Source organism: Flavobacterium adiutor (genome assembly GCF_048282555.1).
Lineage (GTDB): Bacteria > Bacteroidota > Bacteroidia > Flavobacteriales > Flavobacteriaceae > Flavobacterium.
The window spans coordinates 1,229,630-1,249,299 of record NZ_CP182487.1 but is presented as its reverse complement, the minus strand read 5'-3'; the positions used below and the strand labels follow the sequence as shown (position 1 = coordinate 1,249,299).

Annotated in this window: 22 protein-coding genes; 7 read left to right on the top strand and 15 right to left on the bottom strand. The window is 33.2% G+C overall.

Features of this window, described 5'->3' with window-relative positions; all coding sequences use genetic code 11:
- Positions 1 to 42: 42 nt before the first annotated feature.
- Positions 43 to 1,161 carry an alanine dehydrogenase gene (ald, locus tag ACNC7R_RS05530; RefSeq protein WP_417939955.1) on the bottom strand — a complete coding sequence of 373 codons (1,119 nt, stop codon included), beginning with the start codon at positions 1,159 to 1,161 and terminating at the stop codon, positions 43 to 45.
- Positions 1,162 to 1,362: 201 nt separating this feature from the next.
- Between ald and ACNC7R_RS05525 the strand changes: the two genes are divergently transcribed.
- A complete protein-coding gene (locus ACNC7R_RS05525) occupies positions 1,363 to 1,821 on the top strand; it encodes an Lrp/AsnC family transcriptional regulator (protein ID WP_163394545.1) in 459 nt (152 codons plus the stop codon).
- A gap of 106 nt (positions 1,822 to 1,927) precedes the next feature.
- Here ACNC7R_RS05525 and ACNC7R_RS05520 read toward each other — a convergent pair whose 3' ends face one another.
- Positions 1,928 to 3,328, bottom strand: a complete 1,401-nt coding sequence (locus ACNC7R_RS05520) for a trypsin-like peptidase domain-containing protein (RefSeq protein WP_417939954.1) — start codon at positions 3,326 to 3,328, stop codon at positions 1,928 to 1,930.
- A gap of 138 nt (positions 3,329 to 3,466) precedes the next feature.
- Here ACNC7R_RS05520 and dapF point away from each other — a divergent pair, with 138 nt between their 5' ends.
- From dapF to ACNC7R_RS05495, 5 genes are all read left to right on the top strand, one after another.
- The gene (gene dapF, locus ACNC7R_RS05515) at positions 3,467 to 4,249 is read left to right on the top strand and encodes a diaminopimelate epimerase (RefSeq protein WP_417939953.1); all 783 of its coding nucleotides are present in this window, start codon (positions 3,467 to 3,469) and stop codon (positions 4,247 to 4,249) included.
- Positions 4,250 to 4,272: 23 nt separating this feature from the next.
- Positions 4,273 to 4,806 (top strand): GNAT family N-acetyltransferase, encoded by a 534-nt coding sequence (locus ACNC7R_RS05510; protein WP_417939952.1) that lies wholly within the window; start codon positions 4,273 to 4,275, stop codon positions 4,804 to 4,806.
- Positions 4,807 to 4,816: 10 nt separating this feature from the next.
- Positions 4,817 to 5,857: an endolytic transglycosylase MltG gene (gene mltG / locus ACNC7R_RS05505; RefSeq protein WP_417939951.1), complete on the top strand. Its 1,041-nt coding sequence runs from the start codon at positions 4,817 to 4,819 to the stop codon at positions 5,855 to 5,857.
- A 44-nt stretch (positions 5,858 to 5,901) separates the two neighbouring features.
- Positions 5,902 to 6,780, top strand: a complete 879-nt coding sequence (locus ACNC7R_RS05500) for a DUF2279 domain-containing protein (protein WP_417943147.1) — start codon at positions 5,902 to 5,904, stop codon at positions 6,778 to 6,780.
- A gap of 97 nt (positions 6,781 to 6,877) precedes the next feature.
- A complete protein-coding gene (locus ACNC7R_RS05495) occupies positions 6,878 to 7,516 on the top strand; it encodes a peptidoglycan-binding protein LysM (RefSeq protein ID WP_417939950.1) in 639 nt (212 codons plus the stop codon).
- A 51-nt stretch (positions 7,517 to 7,567) separates the two neighbouring features.
- Here the strand turns inward: ACNC7R_RS05495 and scpA are convergent, their stop codons facing one another.
- From scpA to dnaA, 12 genes are all read right to left on the bottom strand, one after another.
- Complete coding sequence (gene scpA / locus ACNC7R_RS05490) at positions 7,568 to 9,718, bottom strand: methylmalonyl-CoA mutase (RefSeq protein ID WP_417939949.1); 2,151 nt, start codon at positions 9,716 to 9,718, stop codon at positions 7,568 to 7,570.
- Positions 9,719 to 10,009: a type II toxin-antitoxin system RelE/ParE family toxin gene (locus ACNC7R_RS05485; RefSeq protein WP_417939948.1), complete on the bottom strand. Its 291-nt coding sequence runs from the start codon at positions 10,007 to 10,009 to the stop codon at positions 9,719 to 9,721. It lies immediately after the preceding gene.
- Positions 9,999 to 10,235: a hypothetical protein gene (locus tag ACNC7R_RS05480; RefSeq protein ID WP_417939947.1), complete on the bottom strand. Its 237-nt coding sequence runs from the start codon at positions 10,233 to 10,235 to the stop codon at positions 9,999 to 10,001. Before ACNC7R_RS05480 ends, ACNC7R_RS05485 begins: the two co-directional genes overlap by 11 nt.
- A 43-nt stretch (positions 10,236 to 10,278) precedes the next feature.
- Positions 10,279 to 11,643 carry a methylmalonyl-CoA mutase subunit beta gene (locus tag ACNC7R_RS05475; protein WP_417939946.1) on the bottom strand — a complete coding sequence of 455 codons (1,365 nt, stop codon included), beginning with the start codon at positions 11,641 to 11,643 and terminating at the stop codon, positions 10,279 to 10,281.
- 14 nt (positions 11,644 to 11,657) lie between these two features.
- A complete protein-coding gene (locus ACNC7R_RS05470; RefSeq protein WP_417939945.1) occupies positions 11,658 to 11,984 on the bottom strand; it encodes an FtsB family cell division protein in 327 nt (108 codons plus the stop codon).
- Positions 11,985 to 12,135: 151 nt separating this feature from the next.
- The gene (udk, locus tag ACNC7R_RS05465; RefSeq protein WP_417939944.1) at positions 12,136 to 12,744 is read right to left on the bottom strand and encodes a uridine kinase; all 609 of its coding nucleotides are present in this window, start codon (positions 12,742 to 12,744) and stop codon (positions 12,136 to 12,138) included.
- A gap of 382 nt (positions 12,745 to 13,126) precedes the next feature.
- Positions 13,127 to 14,008 (bottom strand): SDR family oxidoreductase, encoded by an 882-nt coding sequence (locus ACNC7R_RS05460; RefSeq protein ID WP_417939943.1) that lies wholly within the window; start codon positions 14,006 to 14,008, stop codon positions 13,127 to 13,129.
- A gap of 75 nt (positions 14,009 to 14,083) precedes the next feature.
- Positions 14,084 to 15,211, bottom strand: a complete 1,128-nt coding sequence (locus tag ACNC7R_RS05455; RefSeq protein ID WP_417939942.1) for a methionine aminotransferase — start codon at positions 15,209 to 15,211, stop codon at positions 14,084 to 14,086.
- A 32-nt stretch (positions 15,212 to 15,243) separates the two neighbouring features.
- A complete protein-coding gene (locus ACNC7R_RS05450; protein WP_417939941.1) occupies positions 15,244 to 15,678 on the bottom strand; it encodes an energy transducer TonB in 435 nt (144 codons plus the stop codon).
- A 20-nt stretch (positions 15,679 to 15,698) separates the two neighbouring features.
- Positions 15,699 to 16,412, bottom strand: a complete 714-nt coding sequence (locus ACNC7R_RS05445) for an SAM-dependent methyltransferase (protein WP_417939940.1) — start codon at positions 16,410 to 16,412, stop codon at positions 15,699 to 15,701.
- 61 nt (positions 16,413 to 16,473) lie between these two features.
- Complete coding sequence (locus tag ACNC7R_RS05440; protein WP_417939939.1) at positions 16,474 to 16,941, bottom strand: low molecular weight protein-tyrosine-phosphatase; 468 nt, start codon at positions 16,939 to 16,941, stop codon at positions 16,474 to 16,476.
- Positions 16,942 to 16,950: 9 nt separating this feature from the next.
- A complete protein-coding gene (dnaA, locus tag ACNC7R_RS05435) occupies positions 16,951 to 18,378 on the bottom strand; it encodes a chromosomal replication initiator protein DnaA (protein ID WP_417939938.1) in 1,428 nt (475 codons plus the stop codon).
- A gap of 186 nt (positions 18,379 to 18,564) precedes the next feature.
- Between dnaA and ACNC7R_RS05430 the strand changes: the two genes are divergently transcribed.
- The gene (locus tag ACNC7R_RS05430; RefSeq protein WP_223681826.1) at positions 18,565 to 18,969 is read left to right on the top strand and encodes an acyl-CoA thioesterase; all 405 of its coding nucleotides are present in this window, start codon (positions 18,565 to 18,567) and stop codon (positions 18,967 to 18,969) included.
- Positions 18,970 to 19,000: 31 nt separating this feature from the next.
- Here the strand turns inward: ACNC7R_RS05430 and ACNC7R_RS05425 are convergent, their stop codons facing one another.
- Positions 19,001 to 19,633 (bottom strand): IMPACT family protein, encoded by a 633-nt coding sequence (locus ACNC7R_RS05425; RefSeq protein WP_417939937.1) that lies wholly within the window; start codon positions 19,631 to 19,633, stop codon positions 19,001 to 19,003.
- Positions 19,634 to 19,670 lie beyond the last annotated feature (37 nt).

Sequence of the window (19,670 nt, the reverse complement as noted above, 5' to 3'; positions counted from 1 at the left end):
AAGCATTTTTAATAGAATTAGTAAGCACTATATTAATAATAGCTATGCGTTTGTTAGTATTACTTCTTCATTAAAAGGAAGATTCCATGCTTCAGCAACTCCCTTGTAAAGGATTTTTCCGTTTGCAATGTTTAATCCTTTTTTTAATTCTTCGTTTTCGTTACAGGCTTTTTCCCATCCTTTGTTAGCTAATTGTACTGCGTATGGTAAAGTAGCATTTGTTAAAGCTAAAGTAGAAGTATAAGGAACTGCCCCTGGCATGTTAGCTACGCAGTAGTGAACAATATCATCAATAATAAAAGTTGGATTTTCATGTGTTGTTGGAGTACAAGTCTCAATACAACCTCCTTGATCTACAGCAACATCAACAACAACAGTTCCAGGACGCATTAATTTAAGCATGTCTCTTGTAATTAAGTGTGGTGCTTTTGCTCCCGGAATTAAAACTGCTCCTACAATTAAATCAGCATCTTTAATTGCTTTTGTAATGTTATAATGATTTGACATTTCTGTATTTACGTTCGCAGGCATGATATCATCCAGTTGACGTAAACGTGGTAAGCTTAAATCCATAATAGTTACCTGGGCACCTAAACCTGCAGCCATTTTTGCAGCCTGAGTCCCAACGATTCCGCCTCCTAACACTAATACTTTTGCAGGCGGCACACCAGGAACACCTCCTAAAAGAATTCCTCTTCCTTTTAGTGGCTTCTCAAGGTATTTAGCACCTTGCTGAATCGCCATACGACCCGCAACTTCTGACATTGGGACTAATAAAGGCAAGCTTCGGTCTGTTTTTTCAACGGTTTCGTAAGCTAAACATACAGCTCCTTTTTCAAGCATGGCATGAGTTAGCTCTTCTGATGAAGCAAAGTGAAAGTAAGTGAAAAGTAATTGATCTTTTTTAATTAAGGGATATTCAGAAGCAATTGGTTCTTTAACTTTTATAATCATTTCTGCAATGGTATAAACGTCCTCTATTGTTTGTAAAACGACTGCACCTGCTTTTGCATATTCTTCATCGCTGAAACCACTTCCTAGACCAGCACTGGACTGAATATAAACCGTGTGTCCGTGTTTTTTCATTTCAGAAACACCTGCAGGTGTTAAGGCTACACGGTTTTCATTATTTTTAATTTCTTTGGGAACACCTATTATCATTTTTGTTATATTTTATGTTTCTTATTGATTTTGTGTTACAAATTTATTGATAGAGAATATATTATTAGTATTTATACTTTAAATAAGAAAATATTATTTTATTTTATACTTTTACAGTAAAACATTCTTTTTAGATTCTTTTCTGTTTTCTAAAAAAGAAAAAATGACTGATTTTGGATCAGTATTAAAAATATTTCTATTATGGCTTTGGATGAAATTGATAAAAAAATCTTACGTCTTTTACAAGAAAATGCTCATTATACACTGAAAGACATTGCAAACAAAATAAATTTATCCTTGACACCTGTTCATGATAGGGTTAAGCGTCTTGAAAAAGAAGGTGTTATAGAGAAATATGTTTCGATTTTAAATAAGAAGAAACTAGGGAATAATCTAACTGTTTATTGTCAGGTAACTCTAACAAAACAAACATATGATACATCGGAAGGTTTTAATCAATCAATTTTAAACATGCCTGAAGTTGTTGAATGCAATTATGTTTCAGGAAATTTTGATTATATGCTTAAGATTATCATTCCGGATATGGAAAGTTATCATCATTTTCATCAAAAAAAGCTATCGGTTTTACCTGAAGTTTCCTTAATTAATACTGTTTTTGTAATTTCTGAAGTAAAAAGTACTACCGTGCTTCCTATTTAAAATAGTAACGATCAGAAGAAGCATGTGAAAAATAAAAAGCCACCTTATTTTTTAAGATGGCTTTAAAGATATTTTATTTTCAGTTTGAAAACCTTAAAGTGGTATTTTAAATGATAATTCTAAAGATTTCTCCGTTTTTATTGATCATTTCAATTCGGACACTTTGACCTTCATCTTTTTTATTTAAAAGTTTAGAGACCGTTTCAACATTGGTTGCTTTTATATTGTCAATACTTAAAATTATATTGCCTTGTAATTCACTTTGGTACTGCATTAAATTTTCATTTGTAATGTTTTTAATTTTTACACCGTAGTCAATTTTGAATTTCTTTTTGTCGAGAGCGTCAATGTTTTCTAATTCTATACCTTTAAATTCCGTACTAAAAAATTCATTTTTACTTAACGTTACTGATGCTGTTTTAGATTTTCCTTCTCTAATATAGGTCACTTGTACAACATCATTCGGTCTTTTTGTATTTATATAGCCAGAAAGATCTGCAAATGTCGAAATATTCTGATTATCTAATTTTACAATAATATCACCTTTTGTAAGTCCAGCTTTTTGAGCGCCTGATTTAGGGGTAACTTTATTGATATAGAATCCCTGTGTTTCAGAAATACCTAATTCTTTGGATGCATTGCTATTTAATTCACCACCTTCAACTCCTAAAATCCCTCTTTGTACATTTCCGAACTCCATTATATCTTCTACAATTTTGCGTGCATTGTTTGATGGAACTGCAAAAGAATATCCAACATAGGATCCTGTCATTGAAGTAATCATGGTGTTGATTCCAATTAATTCTCCTCGAGTATTTACCAATGCTCCACCACTATTTCCAGGGTTTACAGCAGCATCGGTCTGAATAAAGGATTGTATTCCACTATTGTCTAAATTTCTGGCTTTAGCCGAAACGATACCAGCTGTGACAGTCGAAGTTAAGTTGTACGGATTACCAACAGCTAAAACCCATTCTCCAACTTTTACACTGTCAGAATTTGCAAAAGCTGTATATGGTAATTTTTCCCCTGCATCAATTTTTAATAAAGCAATATCCATCTTAGAATCTGTTCCAATTAATTTTGCTTTATATGATTTTTTATTGTTTAGTGTAATCTCAATTTCGGTTGCATCCTTAATAACGTGATTATTGGTTACGATATAACCGTCTTCAGAAATAATAACGCCTGAACCAGTTCCAACCTGTTCTTGTTGTTGCTGCCCTCCGTAACCGTAGAAAAATTCGAGCATAGGATTAGTAACCGTTCTTCGGGAAACATTTTTAACGTGAACAACAGTATGAATTGTTTTATCCGCAGCTTCAGTAAAATCTACAGCTTCAGCAGCAAGACCAACATTTCTGCCAAATGAATTTGGGGCAAGAGTAACAACAGGATTTTCTCTTCCCAATAAAGAATTGGTGCCGTCAAATAATAATTTGTAAGCACCAAGTGTAGTGGCACCACTTAATAATGACACTAAAAATAAGCTTGAAAATCTTTTCATAATTAGGATTTATGTTTAAGTTACTACTGTAAAATTAAAGCAAAAAAATATTTTGGAAAACGGTTTAACGCTCTTTAACACTGATTAACATTTCATTAATTAATAGTTCGTACTTTTGTACTTCTAATAACTAAAAAAATGCAAATAGAATTTTATAAATATCAGGGTACAGGAAACGATTTTGTAATGATTGATAACCGTTCAGATTTCTTTCCTAAAAGCAATGTAAGACTTGTTGAACGATTATGTGACAGACGTTTCGGAATTGGAGCTGACGGACTTATTTTACTGGAAAATGACGTTGAAACCGACTTCAGAATGGTATATTATAATTCAGATGGAAACGAAAGCTCGATGTGTGGAAACGGGGGACGTTGTCTTGTAGCCTTTGCTAATCAATTGGGCGTTATTCAGGATAAAACTACTTTTATCGCTACAGATGGATTACACCATGCAACTGTTAATAAAGAATCAATTGTTTCCTTACAGATGATTGATGTTGATGAAGTTCAAAAGAAAGATTCGTATACATTTTTAAATACTGGTTCACCCCACCACGTGCAAATTGTAGATGATTTAGAACATTATAATGTAAAAGAAAACGGAGCTGCTATTCGTTATGGAGAATTGTACGGGCAAAAAGGGAGTAATGTCAATTTTGTCAAAAAAATAAGTGACTCTGAGTTTTCACTTCGCACTTATGAAAGAGGTGTTGAAGATGAAACTTTAGCCTGCGGAACTGGTGCTACAGCCGTTGCAATTGCTATGAATGCAACAGGACAAACAGATAAAACGGCAATTGATATAAATGTTGAAGGTGGAAAACTAGCTGTTTCTTTTGATAAATTAGGAGAACATTTTACGAATGTTTTTTTAATTGGTCCTGCAAAATTTGTTTTTAAAGGAACGATCGAAATTTAACTGAAACAAATCCAAAGTCAATAATGATAACTCTCAAAGGTAACAATATTTATCTGCGTGCATTAGAACCTAATGATTTAGATTTTGTTTATGCTATGGAAAACGATGAGGATATTTGGGAAGTCAGCAATACAAACACGCCTTATAGCCGTTATTTAATACGACAATATCTTGAAAATGCCCAACAGGATATTTATGAAGCTAAACAATTACGTTTAGCCATTTGCCAGGATGAAGATTTTCCGGCGATTGGATTGATTGATTTATTTGATTTTGATCCTAAAAATAACAGGGCAGGAGTGGGTATTGTAATCCAAAATAAAGAAAAAAGAAAACAAAACATTGGTTCTGAGGCTTTAGAGTTATTAATTAAATATTCTTTTTACAATTTAAATCTTCATCAATTGTATGCAAATATTAGTGTAGGAAATGTAGCAAGTATAGCTCTTTTTACTAAATTTGGCTTTGAGCAAACAGGAATTAAAAAAGATTGGATTTTGCTAAATGGACGCTATCAGGACGAGGCAATTTTTCAGTTGATTAACAAACAAATTTAAAATTTATACTTTGAAATTAAAAAAAATTATCACGATAGTTGCCGTAGCTGTTATTTCAGTTTTAATGATTTACGGATTTATTTTAATTAGCAGAATTTTTAGTGCCAATACAAAATTTGAAGAAAAAGAACTTTATGTGTATGTCCCTACTGATGCAACTTATGCCGATGTAAAAAAAATATTAAAACCTTACATTAAGAATTTCGATAATTTTGAAATGGTTGCCAATAAGCGCAGCTATCCTGAAAATGTAAAGTCAGGCCGTTTTTTACTTAAAAAAGACATGAACAATATTGATTTAGTACGTGCAATGCGCTCTAATGTGCCTGTTAAACTTGCTTTTAATAATCAGGAGCGGTTAGAGAATTTTGCCGGAAGAATAGGTTCTCAAATTGAAGCCGATAGCTTGTCATTGCTTAAAGCTATTAAAGATTCCACTTTCTTAAAAGAAAATGGGTTTAATGAACAGAATGTTTTTGCCATGTTCATTCCAAATACTTACGAAGTGTACTGGAACACTTCTGCGGTAAAATTCCGTGATAAAATGATTAAGGAATACCATAATTTCTGGACTCCAGAAAGAATTGAAAAAGCTAAGAAACAAGGTTTAACACCAGTTCAGGCTACAATTTTAGCTTCTATTGTGCATAAAGAGTCCGTTAAGAAAGATGAAAGACCTCGTATTGCAGGTGTATATTTAAATCGTTTGCGTTTAGAAATGCCTTTACAAGCAGATCCAACAGTTATTTATGCTTTAAAATTACGTGATAATAATTTCGATCAGGTTATTAAAAGGGTTTTTTATAATGATTTGATTATGAAATCTCCTTATAATACTTATGTAAACATAGGGCTTCCTCCGGGACCAATTGCAATGCCCGATATTACTGCTGTTGAAGCAGTTTTAAATCCTGAAAAACATGATTATATTTATTTTTGCGCAAGTACAGATCGTTTTGGATATCATGAATTTGCTTCAAGTTATGAGCAACACACCATTAATGCAAAAAAATATTCAGACTGGATTGCCGGTCAGGGCGTAACAAGATAGTTTTGAGTTTTAGAATTTATTTATTTTTATCGATTTTATTCGTTATGTGTATTCAGTATGCTGAAGCACAGAATAAAATCGATAATTTTTTTAAGCCTTCTGACACTTTGAGTGTAAAAAGGCAAAATACAGTTATCATAACTGAAGCTGCCTTGGCTTCAGCAACATTAATTGGACTCAATCAGATTTGGTATGCAGATTATCCAAGATCTGATTTCCATTTTATAAATGATAACAATGAGTGGCTTCAGATGGATAAAATAGGTCATCTTTATTCTGCTTATCATTTAGGAAGATTTGGAGCTGAAGCGTTGAATTGGAGTGGAGCAAGTAAAAAGAATCAACTTATTTATGGAGCAGGTATAGGATTCGCTTTCCTTACAGCAGTTGAAGTTTTAGACGGATATTCTGCAGAGTGGGGTGCATCTTCAGGTGATATAATTGCTAATGCAACTGGAACAGTCTTCTATGTTTCGCAGGAATTACTTTGGAAAGAACAGCGAATTATACCTAAATTTTCTTTTCATACTACGCAATATGCTAGTAAAAGTCCGGATAAGCTTGGAAAATCCCTAAATGAACAGATTCTAAAAGACTATAATGGACAAACTTATTGGCTTTCAGTAAACCTATATTCTTTTGCTAAACAAACAAAAATCCCGAGGTGGTTAAATCTAGCTTTTGGATATGGAGGTGAAGCCATGTTATCTGGAAATAATAAAACTGAAATTCCTGATTTGAATCAAAACTCGCAAAAATTTCGTCAGATTTATCTTTCTTTTGATATCGATTTTGCTAAAATTAACACAAAATCACATTTTTTAAAAACTATTTTTTCTGTTTTTAATACGATTAAAATACCGGCGCCAACTCTCGAATATAGCGCAAATAAAGGGTTTAAAGGGTATCTGATATATTTTTAAAACGCTAAACATCTGATTTTTAGTATTTTTTTTAATTCATTATCTTTGCACCGCAGAAATTTCAAAAGGGTGACAGCGTTTTGAAGAAAAACAATTTATGATAAAGAAATGGTATTTTTATGCGGGTTTAGTCGTTATTATTACATTTTTAAGTTTGGGTTTCAAACCCTTTAATCGGGATACTAATTCCTGGTTTTTAACAGAAAAAACAGATGGATCAGAATACATTTTTCCATCGCAACAAGAGGATGATTATCCTAATTTAAATGTTCCATACACCGGAAATCATTTTATTGGTTTCAAAGAAGCAATTGCTTTTAAAGAATCTCAGGGTAAATACCGAAAAGTAAATTCAATTGGCTATATGGGAAAATACCAATTCGGATCTAACGCTCTAAGATCTGTTGGTGTTAAGAATCAAAAAGCTTTTTTAAAGAATCCTGCCTTACAAGAAAAAGCTTTTATTGCGTTATTATCTAAAAACAAATGGATTTTACGTAATGAAATCGAAAAGTACGAAGGAAAAGTGATCAGCGGAATTGAAATTACCGAGTCAGGAATTTTGGCAGCAGCCCATTTAGGAGGGGCAGGTTCAGTAAAAAAATTTTTCAAAAACAAAGGGAACAAACATTTTAGGGATGCTTACGGCACTTCATTAAGAAGTTATATGAAAGCCTTTGGAGGTTATGATCTCTCTTATATTGAGGCAGATAGCAACGCAACAATTAACGACTAATAAAAAATAAAATCCCGACAAGTTCGGGATTTTTTATGCAAATAGAGTTTTTTAATCTATTAATATTTCTAAGATTTTAATAGCTGCTTCACTAATTTTTGTACCAGGCCCAAAAATAGCAATTGCTCCCGCATCGAATAGATATTGATAGTCCTGCGAAGGAATTACCCCTCCGACAATAACCATAATGTCTTCACGGTCATGTTTTTTAAGTTCATCAATTACTTGCGGTACTAATGTTTTGTGACCTGCAGCCAATGACGAAATACCTAAAATATGGACGTCATTTTCAATAGCTTGTTTTGCGGCTTCTGCTGGAGTTTGAAATAAAGGCCCAATATCAACATCAAAACCTATATCGGCATAACCTGTTGCCACTACTTTTGCGCCGCGGTCATGTCCGTCCTGTCCCATTTTGGCAATCATGATTCTTGGTCGCCTTCCTTCTTGTTTAGCAAAAGTGTCAGCAAGCTGCTTCGCTTTTTCAAAATTTTCATCGTTTTTAATTGCTGTACTATACACACCACTAACAGATTGAATTTGTGCTTTGAACCTGCCGAAAACACTTTCGAGAGCATTACTGATTTCGCCTAAGGTTGCTCTGTTCCTTGCAGCTTCAATAGTAATTTCAAGTAAATTTCCCTGACCGGTTTTAGCACAATGAATTAATTTTTCAAGGGATTGGTTTACTTTGTCCGTATTTCGGGTTGTTTTTATTTTTTCGAGCCTTTCGATTTGCTGCCTTCGAACAACTTCATTTTCTATATCTAAGATATGTAAAGGATCTTCTTTTTCTAATCTGAATTTATTTACACCTACAATGATATCCTGCCCGCTGTCTATTCTAGCTTGTTTTCTTGCGGCTGCCTCTTCAATTCTAAGTTTAGGAATTCCGGTTTCAATGGCTTTTGTCATTCCGCCTAATTCTTCTACTTCTTCGATAAGCTTCCATGTTTTTTCAACCATTTCATTGGTCAGGCTTTCCAGATAATAACTTCCTGCCCAAGGATCGACCGTTTTGGTAATTTTGGTTTCTTCCTGTAAAAAAATCTGAGTGTTGCGTGCAATTCTGGCAGAAAAGTCAGTTGGTAAAGCGATAGCTTCATCCAAAGCATTTGTATGTAATGATTGGGTTCCTCCAAAAACAGCAGCAGAGGCTTCAATACAAGTTCGTGTTACATTATTAAAGGGATCCTGCTCGGTTAAACTCCAGCCGCTTGTCTGGCAATGCGTTCTTAAAATTAATGATTTATCGTTTTTAGGATTAAATTGTTTTACCAGTTTCGCCCAAATCATTCTTCCGGCTCTCATTTTGGCAATTTCTATAAAATGATTCATCCCGATTGCCCAGAAAAAAGATAATCTTGGTGCAAATTCATCAATGGTCATACCTGTCGATAATCCGGTTCGGATATATTCTAAGCCATCTGCCAAAGTATAAGCGAGTTCGATATGAGCCGTTGCACCTGCTTCCTGCATGTGGTATCCTGAAATTGAAATAGAATTGAATTTCGGCATTTTTTTGCTTGTAAATGCAAAAATATCGGCAATGATTTTCATCGAAGGGGTTGGCGGATAGATGTAGGTATTGCGAACCATAAACTCTTTTAAGATATCGTTTTGTATGGTGCCTGAAAGTTTTTCAGTCGCAACTCCCTGTTCTTCTGCTGCGACAATATAAAAAGCCATGATAGGTAAAACGGCACCATTCATGGTCATGGATACCGACATTTCATCTAATGGAATTTGGTCAAAAAGTATTTTCATATCTTCAACCGAATCAATAGCAACACCTGCTTTTCCAACATCTCCCACGACTCTTTCATGATCGGAGTCGTAGCCCCTATGTGTTGGTAAATCAAATGCGATTGATAAACCTTTTTGACCTGCTGCTAAATTTCGTCTGTAAAAAGCATTGCTTTCTTCTGCGGTTGAAAATCCTGCATATTGTCTAATGGTCCATGGTTTTTGTACATACATAGTTGCATATGGACCACGCAGATTTGGTGCAAAGCCTGCCCCAAAATCTAAAAAGTCAAATTCCTCAATATCTTTTTCAGAATATCTTTTTTTGATTTCGATTCCTTCTGCTGTAATAAAGTTATCAATGGTTGATTCTTGATCATACAATTGTTGATCTGATTCTTCACTTTTAATTTCTAACTTAATATGTTTAAGGTCTTTTCTCAATTGTAAAGGCATTTAAAAAAGGTTTAATTCACTATCCCTTGATGTATGAAAAATAGATTTAATTACAATACAATTTTCATAAATCGAATAATGTAAAGCGTAGGGAAAAGTTTTAAAAAATATGATTCTTATATTGTCATATTTAATTTGAAATAAAAATGGATCTTTTTGAATTACAGCTATGCTGTTTTTAAATGAATCATTAAATCTGATCGCTAATTTTGGATGTATATTTTTATACCATAGTAATGATTTTTTATAATCCATTTTAGCTTCTGGAATGATTACTATTTTATAATTCATTTTCAATTTCTTTTAAAAAATCATCAATGTCAATAACATTATTTGGATTTTTTAAATAAATCTCAGTTCTTTCTCTAACCTGATCAATCTGCCATTGGGGAGTTTTGTATTCGTTATATTGAACAGGTAAAATAATCACTTCTACTTCATTTGCGGTAAAATCATCAGGTAAAATAATAGTCACAGAATGGTTTTTTACTGGTATTATTTGTCTTATTGCTTCCATAATCACTTTAGTTTTATTCAAATATAAATGTTTCAGATTAGTTTTACTCAAGTTCTAGTCGTTCCTGTTCCAGTTTTTCTGCTAATCTTTTTTCAATTATCGGTGTAATCAATGTTTTTCTGGGCTTTATTTTTACAAAAGGAAACAGTTCTAAATCGTTTTTCATTTTGTCTTCCGGGTTTGGATATTTATTCGTCCCTAATAGAACTTCTTTTTGAGCATCGAATAATTCTTGTTCTTTATTAGCGCTTTCCTGAATTTTCTTTTTAATGGTTCCATTGTTCAAGAGTTTCAAAAAACCTCCATTGGCTTCAATATCTTTAAATAAAGCCAGACTTTTTTCTGCAAGTTGTATGGTTAAGCTTTCAATATAATAACTGCCATCAGCAGCATTGTCTACTTTATCAAAATAGCTTTCGTGTTTTAAAATCAGTAATTGATTTCTTGCCAGTCGGTCGCCAAATTCATTGTCTTTATGGTACAAAGAATCGTAAGGCAAATTAGCAACAGCATCAGCACCTCCTAATATTGCCGACATACATTCTGTCGTGGTGCGAAGCATGTTAACATTATAATCGTATATGGTTTTATTGCGTTTCGTTGGCGTAACCAATAAATGACACTCCAAATCCGGATTATATTCGGCAGCAATTAAGTTAAAAAGTATTCTCAGGGCGCGGAGTTTTGCTATTTCAAAGAAATAATTTGTTCCTATAGCTGCCTGAAAGACAATTGGTTTTGTCCAATCTGGAAAACGATTCAGATATTCGTTTGTATGTGCAAGACTATATGCGATTTGCTGTGTTATATTGGCACCTGCATTTTGATATAAACTTAAATCGACGCTAAGTAAAGAAAGATTTGTCGTTGCTTTCGAAATTTTTTCAAGAGTTTCAAAATTATTTTTATCAGAAGTTACAAACCAATTTCCTTCCCTGCCTAAATACCCAATTGGATCTAAATTGCAATAAAAAACAGCTTTTTTCTGAACAGAAATAGTATCTAGTATCTTAACGAAATCGATTGAAATAAAATTCAAATTAAAGTAAATGATTCGGTTTTCTAAAGGAAGATTTTCTAATAATTTTTGAATATTTATTTTCTCATTTTGAATGGTAAAGCGTAAGCTTTCTGCACCTCTTTCAAGTGTGTTTAAGGCTCTTTGAATCGATTTGTCTACATCGTAAACGAAAATGTTTTGACAGATTTTAAAATTAGAAGACAGCGTTTTTACCGGAGCGGTTTTGTAATCTTCGTCGTAATGGTAAAATGGTTTTACCTGAATGTCTTCCGGAGAATTCCAGATTACGGTTTTGTTGTAATCGGCACCATCCAGTTCAAACTGAATTTTTTGTTTCCATTGTTTGGATGAAATCGGACTAAAATCGTCGAATAGGGTAGTAGCCATTTGTGTTTTTCTAATTATTCTTTTTCCTGAATCGTATCACCTTCAAATTTGATAATGTATATGTCTTCGCTGTCTTTTTTCATGAAGTACTTTTCGCGGGCATATTTCTCAATCTGTTCAGGATTTTTGAGCTGTTTAATCTGTTCCTGATCTTTTTTTATTTCTTCCTGATAATAGTTTTTATTGTCTTCAAGCTCATGAATCTGATCGTTTAAAAACCGGTGGTCGAAATAAGAGTAATTGTCTAAAAACAGCATCCATACTATAAAAAAGAGTAATACCCAAACGTATTTATTGCTAAGGAATTTAAACCAGGATTTATCTTTGTACGGATTTTTCATTATAGTTTTATTTTTTAGCCTCTATGGAGCCGGTATCCTTTTTATGGCTTTTTCTGCCATAAAAAGATAAAGGCGAGAGCGGGACACGAGCGAAGCGAACTGGCAAAGCAAATAGCTCCTTATTTTTATGGAATAAATTTACAAATAAAAATTATAAAATCCTTTGATTAATTACGGCACGAACTACATCAATCGCAACGGTATTGTATTTGTCATTTGGAATTATAATGTCGGCAAAAGCTTTTGAAGGCTCGATAAATTGTTCATGCATCGGTTTTAAGGTGTTTTGGTAACGATTTAAAACTTCGTCAATATCACGTCCGCGTTCTGAAATATCTCTTTTTAAACGACGAATTAATCTTTCATCAGAATCGGCATGAACGAAGATTTTAATATCGAACATATCCCGTAATTCAGGATTTGTTAAAATTAAAATACCTTCAACTATCATTACTTTTCTTGGATGTGTTGATATAGTGTCATCTGTTCTGTTATGCTGAATGAAAGAATAAACGGGCTGATCTATGGTTTCGCCTGCTTTTAAGGCTTTAAGATGTTTTACCAGTAATTCAAAATCTATCGCACGAGGATGATCAAAATTAATTAGAGCTCTTTCATCAAATGACAAATTATGGGTTTCTTTATAGTATGAATCCTGAGAAATTACACCTACTTCCGTATCCGGTAATTCGTTCATGATTTGGTGTACTACTGTTGTTTTTCCACTTCCTGTTCCTCCGGCAATTCCAATAATGAGCATAAATTTTGATGTTATAATTTGTTTCGCAAAAATAATAATTTAACTGAATCACTAAACATATTCTGTATTTAAACCATATACGTAATGTAAGTAAAATGAAGCTATAAAATATTTAAACAAAATGCTACTTAACTAAAATTATTGCTGTTATATTAACAAAAGACCGAATCATTTTATTCTAAACTATTTAAGTAATGTAAGTGGTTTAATTAGTGTACTTAAATGAGCTTCTAAATTTATAGAAAAAAAACATAATAAATTTACAATCTCTATATGCGCTTATATGGTAGAAAAGCAAAAAAATCCCGAAAGTAAACCTTCGGGATTTGGTGCAATCAGTATAGTTTTTATAAAATATTCTGAATTTAGTAAGCACTTGTAATTATTTATTCTTTTTTGCTTTAATCATCATTTCAAGCTGATCCCAAAGTTCTTCAGGAATTGCTTCTAATAAGTTGAATTGTCCTGCACCTTTTAGCCATTCGCCTCCATCTATTGTTATAACATCTCCGTTTACATAAGCTGAAAAATCAGACACCAGATAGGCTGCCAGATTTGCCAGTTCCTGATGATCACCGACACGTTTTAAAGGTACTTTTTTGGCCATGTCAAATTTGTCTGCCAAATCCCCGGGTAATAATCTGTCCCATGCACCTTTAGTTGGGAAAGGTCCCGGAGCAATAGCATTAGAACGAATTCCGTATTTTGCCCATTCGACAGCCAGACTTCTGGTCATAGCTAAAACTCCTGCTTTTGCCGTAGCACTTGGAACCACATAAGCAGATCCTGTCCAGGCATAAGTCGTTACGATATTTAAAATCGTTGCCGATGTTTGTTTGCTGTCGATCCAGTGTTTCCCAAAAGCAAGGGTGCAGTTTTTAGTGCCTTTTAATACAATATCTATAACTGTGTCAAATGCATTAGCAGACAAACGTTCTGTTGGGGAAATGAAATTTCCGGCTGCGTTATTTAAAAGAACATCTACTTTTCCAAAAGCTTTTAAAACTTGCTGAAGCATATTTTCGACTTCTTCATAATGTCGCACATCGCATTGAATTGGTAAACATTTTCCGCCGGTTTCAGCTTCCAGTTCAGTTGCTGTTGTTTTAAGTTTTTCTAAATCTCTTGAAGTAATCGCTACCTGAGCTCCTAATTCTAAAAAATATTTGGTCATTGCTTTTCCTAAACCACTGCCGCCGCCTGTAACTACAATGACTTTACCTTTTAATGCATCGTCCCGTAACATTTTATCTGTATAGCTCATACTTTTGTGTTTTTACAAAATTAATTAATTTAAATAGGATGCACGCATAATATTGTTATATTTTTTTTAAAAAAATTAAAGTGCACATATTTTTTTTGCTGCTGATTCGAGTGTAAAGTCATCTTTGGCAAAACAAAATCGTATCAACTTATGGTCTTTATGATCCGAATAGAAAGTTGAGATTGGAATTGCAGCAACACCATGATTTGTGATGAGTTTTTTACAAAAAGTAACATCGTCGTCGTTTGAAATTGAAGCATATGAAGCAACCTGAAAATAAGTTCCTTCACAAGGTTTTAATTCAAATCGGCTGTTTTGAAGCAGTTTTTGAAAATAATCCCGTTTTTCCTGATAGAATTTTCCAAGTAAATTGACGTTCACTATATCTAAATATTCACTTATTACAGCTTGTGAAATGCTGTTAACACTAAAAACCAAAAACTGATGCACTTTCTTGAGTTCTTTCATTAAATGTTCAGGAGCTATGGTGTAGCCAATTTTCCAACCAGTAATATGAAATGATTTTCCAAAAGAAGAAACCATTATGCAGCGGTCTAAAAGAAAACTTTTGGTGTGGGCAGAAATATGTTTTTCTTCGAAAGTGATGTATTCGTAAACTTCATCAGCTAAAACAATACTATCTGGGTGTTTTTCAAGAATATTTTTTAATTCAACAAAATCTGCTTCGGTTAGTATTTTCCCCGTTGGATTATGCGGATTATTGAGGATGATCATCTTCGTTTTTGAAGAACACGCTTTTTCTATGGTTTCCCAATTTGGAGTATAGTCATCATGTAAAGCTACTCGAATTGGTTTTGCATTGCACAATAAAACTGGAGATTCATAAGAATCGTAGCTTGGATCCAGAATAATAACTTCATCGTTTTCTTTAACTAAGGCTAGAATCGTAGTAAAAATTCCCTGAGTCGCACCAGCTGTAATTAAAAGTTCTGTGTCAGGATTTATAATTCTGTTATAGGAACTCAGAACTAATTTTGCAATTTGATTCATCAACGGCGGATATCCTGCCATTGGTGTATATTGGTGTACATTTTCTTTGGATAACTTCGCTAAAATATCGGTCAATCTTTCATCAACAGGAAAATTTGGGAATCCTTGTGAAAGATTTATTGCATTGTGTTCAGTGGCCATTTTAGACATTACTGTAAAAATGCTGGTGGTGATATTTGGAAGTTTACTCATAAAAAGAATTAATGAAAAAGCTATAATACTCCTTATTGCTGTACAGGAAATACAATAGAATACATTGTTCTTACTATTTTACCATTCTGTTTTCCGGGTTTCCATCTTGGAGATAATTTTAAAACTCTTATTAGTTCTTCTCCAGTCCCATATCCAATATCACGTAAAACATTTATATTACTTAGCGAGCCATCCCTCTCAATAATAAAAGTAGCAAACAACTTACCTTGAATCGTTGGTCTTTTGCTTGACTTTTTATAGTTATCATCTAAAAAACGATTAAACTTAACTCTGCCACCTGGGAATTCGGGTTTAATTTCTATATCTATAGGAATATAAATTGCATTTTCATCTTGAAGAATTATCTTTCCATTTTTATCTTTTTGAAGATCATTAATTCTTGTGATTTTTTGAGAAAATATGGTTTGAGCTAAACTAATTAAAATTAAAATTAAAACCTTTTTCATAGGCAATGGGCTTTTAAGATTTACATTTTATGAATAATAAAAATCGCAGGACGTTTATCAAGATCAATTTTTAATTTTTTCCAGTCAGCAACTTTCATTGTTTTGATGAATTCTGTTGGCAACGTAATATCTGCTGCAATACAAAGATGTGTTGAAGGATTTAAAATCTGCAAAAGATCTTCAATAAGTTTGTTATTTCTGTATGGAGTTTCAATGAATAATTGCGATTGATTTTTATCATACGATAATTTTTCAAAATGACGAATTGCCGATTTTTTTTCGTCTTTATCAATTGGTAAATAGCCATTAAAAGTAAAACTTTGGCCATTCATTCCGGAAGCCATCATAGCTAATAAAATAGAAGAAGGGCCAACTAATGGTACAACCTGAATTCCTTTTTGGTGTGCCAGTTTGACAATCACAGCTCCGGGATCAGCAACTCCGGGACAGCCGGCTTCGCTCATTAATCCCATATTTTTTCCTTCTAATAAAGGTTTTATGAAGTCTAAGTGTTCGCTCGTTTCAGTTCGTTTATTAAGTGTAAAAAGAACTAATTCGGATTGCTTTTTCTCAGGTAAAACTGTTTTTATGGATTTTCGGGCAGTTTTATCGTTTTCAACAATATAATGGTCGATAACTTCTATCGTTCTTCTAACCGTTTGAGGCAAAACATCCATAGGATCACTTTCGCCCATTGTGGTTGGAATTAAATATAGTTTTCCGAAAGAATTCATAATGTGTTTTGTTTAAAATTGAAAAATTCAATTATCTCTTTTTAGAAACAATTGAATCGAATTAGGAGTGTTTTTTAAGAAGCTGATCTGCGATGACGTCAGTTACTTCGTCCAGCATTTGGTAAACGTTGTCAAAACCATTTACAGAGCCATAATATGGATCGGGAACATCGACATTTTCATTTGGGAATAAATCGTTCAAAATCAAACGAACTTTGTTTTTGTGATCTGGTGTTTTTGCCAGATGTATAACATCCCGAAAATTCGAATTATCCATTACATAAATATAATCGAATTCATCAAAGTCAGAAACTTGAATTTGTCTGCCTTTTTGTGAGCTGATGTTTATTCCATTTTTTTTAGCGACTTCAATAGAACGTTTATCAGGACAATGTCCAACATGCCACGAACCTGTACCGGCAGAATCTACCAAAAATTTATCTTTAGGAAGTTTAGAAGCTAAAATGCCTTCGGCTAAAGGGGATCTGCAGATATTTCCTAAACAAACCATTAAAATTTTTACTGGCATGATGCGCGTTTATAGCGTTAATTTTTTGTTGATGTCATCGACAAATTTTTTAAATTGTTTGTCTGTTGAAACTAGATTGTCGACTGTTTTACAAGCATGTAATACGGTAGCATGATCGCGATCCCCAATTTGAGATCCAATGTTTGCCAAAGAAGCTTTTGTAAATTTCTTTGCAAAAAACATGGCCAATTGTCTCGCCTGAACCACGTGTCTTTTTCTTGTTTTTGACTGAAGAGTTTCAATATCCAGCTGAAAATAATCAGACACAATTTTTTGAATATAATCGATAGAGATTTCTCTCTTTACGTTTTTAACAAATTTCTCTACTACGTTTTTAGCTAACTCAATTGTGACTTCTTTTTTGTTGAAGGAAGATTGAGCAATTAATGAAATAATAGCTCCTTCAAGTTCTCTGACATTGGTTTTGATATTACGTGCCACATATTCGAGTATGTCTTCCGGCATTTCGACACCATCACGGTAAAGAATGTTTTTTAATATCGAAATACGGGTTTCATAATCTGGCTGATGCAATTCAGCAGATAATCCCCATTTGAAGCGCGATAACAAACGCTGTTCAATATCCTGCATGTCAACAGGAGCTTTGTCAGAAGTTAGAATTACCTGTTTTCCGTTTTGGTGCAAATAGTTGAAGATATGGAAAAACACATCCTGAGTACCCGATTTTCCAGATAAAAACTGAACATCATCGATAATTAAAACGTCAATTAACTGATAAAAATGAATGAAATCATTACGATTGTTCTTTTTTACGGAATCAATATATTGCTGCGTGAAAATTTCTGCTGAAATATATAAGACGGTCTTTTCAGGATATTTATCTTTTACTTCAACACCTATGGCATGAGCCAGGTGTGTTTTACCTAGACCAACCCCGCCAAAAATCAATAGCGGATTAAAAGATGTTCCTCCAGGTTTATTGGCAACAGCCATACCTGCAGAACGAGCCAGACGGTTTGAATCTCCTTCAAGGAAATTGTCAAAACTGTAATTCGAATTTAATTGCGATTCAATTTTTAAATTTCTGATTCCAGGAATTACAAACGGATTTTTAAGTTCCGGATTAAGGTTTTTAAATGGAGCATCAACTTCTTGTGGTTTCATTGGCACTCTGTTGGAACTTGGCAGCTGTTCTGTAAACGGCTGTTTGTTTCCATAAGTGTTTTCCATTTTGATTTTATAGAGTAACTTTGCGTTTTTTCCCAGTTCTTTGGTAAGCGCAACTTTCAATAATTTTACGTAATGCTCTTCGAGCCATTCGTAGAAAAATTTACTTGGAACCTGAATATATAACGCGTTGTCGGTTAGCTCAACTGATTTGATTGGTTCAAACCAGGTTTTGTATGCCTGATCTTGAATATTGTCTTTTATAAAGGACAAACAGTTTTCCCATACTGATTGAGCAGTTTTAGTCATAAATTCAGATAAATTTTTTTATTATTGATAAAGATTCTCCTAATAAAAAGGAGCGATTTAATTCCATATTTTGGGATAACAAATATGTGAACAAAATTCTGTAAAAAAAAATATTTTGTTCTCTAATTTTATAAAATAATATTGTATAGAGGCTTTTTAAAATTAATTTTTTTTAATATTTAAATAATGAAAAATCATCAAACTCAGATACGTGTTCGCTACTCAGAAACCGATCAAATGGGAATCGTATATCATGGGAATTATGTTCCTTATTTTGAGATAGGTCGAGTGGAATGGCTTAGAAATAAAGGGATTTCGTATAAAAGTATGGAAGAAAGCGGAATCGGACTGCCTATTGTTTCGATGCAGATAAATTACAAAAAGTCGGCACGTTATGATGAGCTTTTAACAATTCATACTACTTTCAAAAGTCAGTCTTCAGTTAAGATTGAATTTGACTGTGCGATCTATAATGAAGCGAATGAGTTATTAACAACGGCAGTGTTTATTTTGGTATTTATTTCGCTAAAAACAGGTCGGCCAACTGCTCCTCCGGATTATATTTTAGAATTATTTAAAACGCTTGAATAATTGTTAAAATGAGGGGTGTTTTTATATCGATTTACATAATTTTTATATCGATTTCAAACATTAAATTAAAAGTGCTGAATATAGATTCAGCATTTTTTTTTCGCGTTTTGGTGATGATTTTGCCAATAGGAAGTCCCGAATTTTCATCAATTTCCATTTCCTGAGAGGTTATTTCGAGTTTTTTCTCCTTAATTACCCGCATTACCTTGTTCATGTTTTTATAATCGAAAGAAATTAGAAATTGAACATCAATGGTTTTTTCTATAATTTCACAAACTTCAAGTGTCATTTGTGCGGTAGTTTTGTATGCAGTTATTAATCCGCCAACTCCCAATTTTATTCCGCCAAAAAAGCGAACTATAACTACAAGAATATTGGTTAAACCAAAGGACTGTATCTGTCCATAAATCGGGGTTCCGGCTGTATTACCAGGTTCACCATCATCATTTGCCCGATATGAAATTTTTGGGACAGTGCCAATCTGGTAGGCGTAACAATAGTGTACTGCATGAGGATGCTGCTTTTTTAATCTTTCAATAATAGGTTTTACTTCTTCTTCATTTTCTATAGGAAAAGCATAACCAAAGAATTTGCTTCCTTTTTCTTTAAAAAGCACTTCTTCAGATTCAAAAGCAATAGTTTGGTAAGTGTCGTTGTATTCCAAAACTAAATTCTAAGTTTTTTTTAAAATATTAAGTTTA

Bases quoted from the DNA above. Each gene is read 5' to 3' on its own strand.
- ald (WP_417939955.1), bottom strand. From the start codon at position 1,161: ATGATAATAGGTGTTCCCAAAGAAATTAAAAATAATGAAAACCGTGTA.
- ACNC7R_RS05525 (WP_163394545.1), top strand. From the start codon at position 1,363: ATGGCTTTGGATGAAATTGATAAAAAAATCTTACGTCTTTTACAAGAA.
- ACNC7R_RS05520 (WP_417939954.1), bottom strand. From the start codon at position 3,328: ATGAAAAGATTTTCAAGCTTATTTTTAGTGTCATTATTAAGTGGTGCC.
- dapF (WP_417939953.1), top strand. From the start codon at position 3,467: ATGCAAATAGAATTTTATAAATATCAGGGTACAGGAAACGATTTTGTA.
- ACNC7R_RS05510 (WP_417939952.1), top strand. From the start codon at position 4,273: ATGATAACTCTCAAAGGTAACAATATTTATCTGCGTGCATTAGAACCT.
- ACNC7R_RS05500 (WP_417943147.1), top strand. From the start codon at position 5,902: ATGTGTATTCAGTATGCTGAAGCACAGAATAAAATCGATAATTTTTTT.
- ACNC7R_RS05495 (WP_417939950.1), top strand. From the start codon at position 6,878: ATGATAAAGAAATGGTATTTTTATGCGGGTTTAGTCGTTATTATTACA.
- scpA (WP_417939949.1), bottom strand. From the start codon at position 9,718: ATGCCTTTACAATTGAGAAAAGACCTTAAACATATTAAGTTAGAAATT.
- ACNC7R_RS05485 (WP_417939948.1), bottom strand. From the start codon at position 10,009: ATGAATTATAAAATAGTAATCATTCCAGAAGCTAAAATGGATTATAAA.
- ACNC7R_RS05480 (WP_417939947.1), bottom strand. From the start codon at position 10,235: ATGGAAGCAATAAGACAAATAATACCAGTAAAAAACCATTCTGTGACT.
- ACNC7R_RS05475 (WP_417939946.1), bottom strand. From the start codon at position 11,643: ATGGCTACTACCCTATTCGACGATTTTAGTCCGATTTCATCCAAACAA.
- ACNC7R_RS05470 (WP_417939945.1), bottom strand. From the start codon at position 11,984: ATGAAAAATCCGTACAAAGATAAATCCTGGTTTAAATTCCTTAGCAAT.
- udk (WP_417939944.1), bottom strand. From the start codon at position 12,744: ATGCTCATTATTGGAATTGCCGGAGGAACAGGAAGTGGAAAAACAACA.
- ACNC7R_RS05460 (WP_417939943.1), bottom strand. From the start codon at position 14,008: ATGAGCTATACAGATAAAATGTTACGGGACGATGCATTAAAAGGTAAA.
- ACNC7R_RS05455 (WP_417939942.1), bottom strand. From the start codon at position 15,211: ATGAGTAAACTTCCAAATATCACCACCAGCATTTTTACAGTAATGTCT.
- ACNC7R_RS05450 (WP_417939941.1), bottom strand. From the start codon at position 15,678: ATGAAAAAGGTTTTAATTTTAATTTTAATTAGTTTAGCTCAAACCATA.
- ACNC7R_RS05445 (WP_417939940.1), bottom strand. From the start codon at position 16,412: ATGAATTCTTTCGGAAAACTATATTTAATTCCAACCACAATGGGCGAA.
- ACNC7R_RS05440 (WP_417939939.1), bottom strand. From the start codon at position 16,941: ATGCCAGTAAAAATTTTAATGGTTTGTTTAGGAAATATCTGCAGATCC.
- dnaA (WP_417939938.1), bottom strand. From the start codon at position 18,378: ATGACTAAAACTGCTCAATCAGTATGGGAAAACTGTTTGTCCTTTATA.
- ACNC7R_RS05430 (WP_223681826.1), top strand. From the start codon at position 18,565: ATGAAAAATCATCAAACTCAGATACGTGTTCGCTACTCAGAAACCGAT.